Raw genomic sequence first — 3,884 nt, forward strand, 5'->3', positions numbered from 1 at the left:
GTTTTCCACAATCAATTTCTACCTATTTCTATAAATTTCAATCTATTTCTATTATCTTATCTCCATATCACTCTTATCTCCTTATCCCCTTTCTTACACTTTTGATATATAGCCTGAACGGTTACAGTTTAAGATTATTATTCTTCCCTTACCTTAAAAATGTAGTAACCGTTCACCGCAGAGACGCAGAGGAACAGAGAAGATATGGAAATAAATCAGATAACAGAAAAGATTATTGGTGTAGCCATTGAAATACTTATGACCTGCTTGCCGAATGTTCAGCCGGCAAGCCAGATTTGTTAATCCATCCCTGATTTTCATCAGGGCAAGTTTAATGTTGTTGGACTCAAGAGCTTGCACTGATGAAAATCAGGGATGTTAAGCCTATCGTAAATAAATTTTAATTTTCTTCTCTGCGTCTCTGTGTCTCTGCGGTGAACGGTTACAAATTCGTGAATCGTGTCCGTTTTCCGTGTCCGTAATTAGGCTGAAGGTTTTTTCTTCCTGTTGTCCTCTGCCTTCTGCCCTCTGTATTTATCCGTGTTAATCCGTGTTGATCAGTGGCTGAATAATTACTGTAAATTCAATATTCAAAGTCTATCTTCAACTACCGTTAGACCCCAACTCCTCTTGCAGATTGAGACAGAACTTCAGCAACCCAGGAACCGATATTTTTTCTATCCTTTTCAGCTGCAAGAATGACTTTGCGATGTTCCTCAGGTGATAGTCTAATAGTGAACCGTCCAGAAAATGGTTTTTCAGGTTTCTCTCTTCGCTCCACACAAAAAGACAAATAATCCTCAATCGAATCCTCAAATGCCTTACGCAATTCCTCAACTGTTTTTCCTTGAAAAGTGATAACATCTCGAATGTTTATTACCTCTCCATGAAAAATATTAGATTCACTATCAAACTCGACCTGACCCAAATAACCCTTATATTCCATCATAGTTCCACCTCTGATTCGGTTAAAAATCGACGCATGGAAATCACTGTTCCTTTATCTGTTTCTTTCCGGGGATGTGGTCGATGAAACACAGCACGCACTCCCTTGAGAGCAATACGTATTCGTGAGCCTCGCCCTTCACTGATTTCCGCCCCACAAGCCACAAGCAGACTTTCAATATCAGCCCATGGGATATTAGCACGGACTGGCTCTGTAAAAATGGCTTGTAAAGTTTTTCTATGTTTTGATTTCATAACCGTCCTATAACTTAATTACTCAAACGTAACTATTCAGCCATAGATGGACACAGATGAAACATTGAAAATTCGTAAATCGTGTCCGTCTTCCGTGTCCGTAATTAGGCTGAAGTTTTTTTCTTCCTGTTGTCCTCTGCCTTCTGTCCTCTGTATTTATCCGTGCTAATCCATGTCCATCAGTGGCTGAATAGTTACAAGTAGTATAACATAGGTTTCAGGTTATGTCAAACTAAATTTCCTGGCGGAGGAATTCTCGGTAAAAAATTAGATAGAGGCTCATTATTCCTTATTTTTCTCTCAAAATATTTCGACCTGTGCAGGTAGAAAATTAAGGAAGCAGATTTTTAATAGTAAGCGGATTTAACGGATTTAGCGGAAAAAGAAATAAAAAAAATCCGCTCAATCCGTTTAATCCGCTTACAATAAAAAATGTAATCTGTTTAATCAATTATCCTTTTATTTCTAATTGCACAGGTGGAAATTTTACTTGACATCTATATTAAAATTTGATACACTAAAGTTGGAAGATACAATTTAATCAATTACCAAAAGGGGGAAGAAAAAGATGTTAAGAAAGATTTTATATCTATCAATTTTTATTTTTTTGTTACCATTTTTAGCCTTTGGTGAGGAAACCACTTCCTCAATTATCACGGTGGGTAAGGTCTACACAAAATGGAAAGGATTTTTAAACATACCTTTCTGGACAGATGCAAGTGTTTCTTTTAATGGAATTTCCCCGGTTACTTTACCCAAAGAGGTAACTGCTTTTCAAATCGGGTTAGATTGGCGTGGTGAAAATGAGACTCGCGCATCTCAAAAATGCACCATTATTACCCGCATTGAGGCAGAAACTTATCCTAACTCAGGCAAGTGGACACTTTTATTTGAAGAGGCAAATGAAATGATAGGTCGAGGAGGAGTAATTGAGGAAAGACCTATTGTAACCAGAAATATCCCGCAGGAAAAACCAGAAGTAAGGTATAAAATTACGGTTAGAGCGACTATGCCGCTTGGGCAAGAACAAAAACCTGAGATTACTTATCTAACCGTGCTCCTTACCTCAAAGGCATATACGACTTACACCTCTATCCCGATTCTTCCTATAATGCTCCTTCATGACCCTAATGGTGATGAGAGTTACATTACTCTACAACCAAATACCTCCATTTCTCACTTATTAAGTATTAATTTAGCCGGGCTGGAGGCAAAAATAGAAAACCAACAAAAGGTGTTTTTTGAAACACAAAAGGCTAAAATAGAAATTAATCCTATGTCAGAAAATACAGTAATGATAAATTTCATCTCTAAAGAGGCGATAACCTCCGCTGTTTCAAAAGACCCTTGTTTAATTGGAACGGGTCTTGGAGATACTTATGTGGTGATTAAAGATTTACCCATAAAATTTAACTTCTCAAAGGCATTTACTCCATTAGGGGAAGAGAAAAGGGCTTTTTCCTGCTGTATCGTTAGTCCACAGGAGGCTGGACTTTCTCCAGAAAGAGGATTTGATGTTGTCTTAATACCAGCCGCAGCTTTGCGTTCTTACGATAAAGAGTGTCCAATCTTTGGCAATTGGGGACAATTAGGATTAGATGACCAGATGAGACAACAATTGATAGAGATGAATATAGGGTGGGATAATATGGTCTCTCCAGAGGAAAAAGATGATGTTATTGACCTCGGCGAGGGATATTTAAACTTTAAAGACCAAACAAGAAAAGATTACACTCAAGTCTATTTGAACAAGGTTAGTTTTTTTTCAGAGATGGTCATAGAGCCCTATTTTGCAACAACAGCAGGGATTCCTGTCTCAAGAGATAAGATGCTTACCGCAATCATCTTAAATGAATCACCTGTAACTAAAAGTGTTCCAAAGGATAATTTAATCGTTACTTTAGAAGATGACGATAGACAAAATATCCCGGGTGATTTCTTTACTTATCAGTTCTATCTGGATAAACGATTTGGCTCCTTATTAGTTATTACTAAAGATGATAAAACTAAACCTCAGACTTTAGATTCACTTTATACCCGAAGTTTCTCATCTAACCCTAAGGAATACTGGACCGAAGACTTAAAAATCATACCCGTAGAGGTGTCAATTAAGGGATTAGTTACTTCGACTACTGGTGAAGGAATTGGTAGTGTTAGCTTAGAGGTAAGGTTAGATGATAAGGTGGTAAAAGAGGTGATGACTAAAGCAGGAGGCACTTATACCATTGATGGATTAATACCAGGGAATAAGTATGTTTTGATACCCAATATCGCCGGCTATCAGTGTAAAACAATAGAAATAGAACCTTTTTCGCATAATGAATTAATCCGTGAAATAAATGTAGTTTTAGAACCAATTGTGAAGGAGGTGTTACCAGAAGAAAAAGTTATAGTTGAAATACCACCTGCACCATTAATTCCTGAGCCTGTTCCTCCTAAACCTGAGATAGTGGCTGAGAAAGAAATATCTGAATTGTTAGTTAACAGCAATTTTTCATCCGCATTAGATGGCTGGAAATTAGTTAAGATTGGTGCAGGCAAAGAGATGTATGCCAGCGTCATCAGGAATGATTTTACCTATCCGTATGCCTTAGAGATTAAGCGCACAGGTTCTAACCGTGTTCGAGGTGAAATGGGCGTCCGACAGGTATTAAATAAGGATGTCTCTGGATATACTCAATTAG

4 protein-coding genes are annotated in these 3,884 nt (G+C 37.7%); 2 read left to right on the top strand and 2 right to left on the bottom strand.

Annotation, left to right across the window (positions count from 1 at the left end; genetic code table 11):
• The coding region (locus tag AB1422_10605) for a hypothetical protein (protein ID MEW6619767.1) at nt 1-251 on the top strand (251 nt) is incomplete at its 5' end.
• Between the two features lie 362 nt (nt 252-613).
• Here AB1422_10605 and AB1422_10610 read toward each other — a convergent pair.
• Together AB1422_10610 and AB1422_10615 are read right to left on the bottom strand one after the other, a co-directional pair.
• Nucleotides 614-949 carry a type II toxin-antitoxin system HicB family antitoxin gene (locus tag AB1422_10610; protein MEW6619768.1) on the bottom strand — a complete coding sequence of 112 codons (336 nt, stop codon included), beginning with the start codon at nt 947-949 and terminating at the stop codon, nt 614-616.
• Nucleotides 946-1,200 (bottom strand): type II toxin-antitoxin system HicA family toxin, encoded by a 255-nt coding sequence (locus AB1422_10615; protein MEW6619769.1) that lies wholly within the window; start codon nt 1,198-1,200, stop codon nt 946-948. The genes AB1422_10610 and AB1422_10615 overlap by 4 nt, the downstream gene beginning before the upstream one ends.
• A gap of 568 nt (nt 1,201-1,768) precedes the next feature.
• Here AB1422_10615 and AB1422_10620 point away from each other — a divergent pair.
• On the top strand, nt 1,769-3,884 hold a 2,116-nt coding region (locus tag AB1422_10620; protein MEW6619770.1), incomplete at its 3' end, for a carboxypeptidase-like regulatory domain-containing protein.

The organism is bacterium (genome assembly GCA_040757115.1).
Lineage (GTDB): Bacteria > UBA9089 > CG2-30-40-21 > CG2-30-40-21 > SBAY01 > JBFLXS01.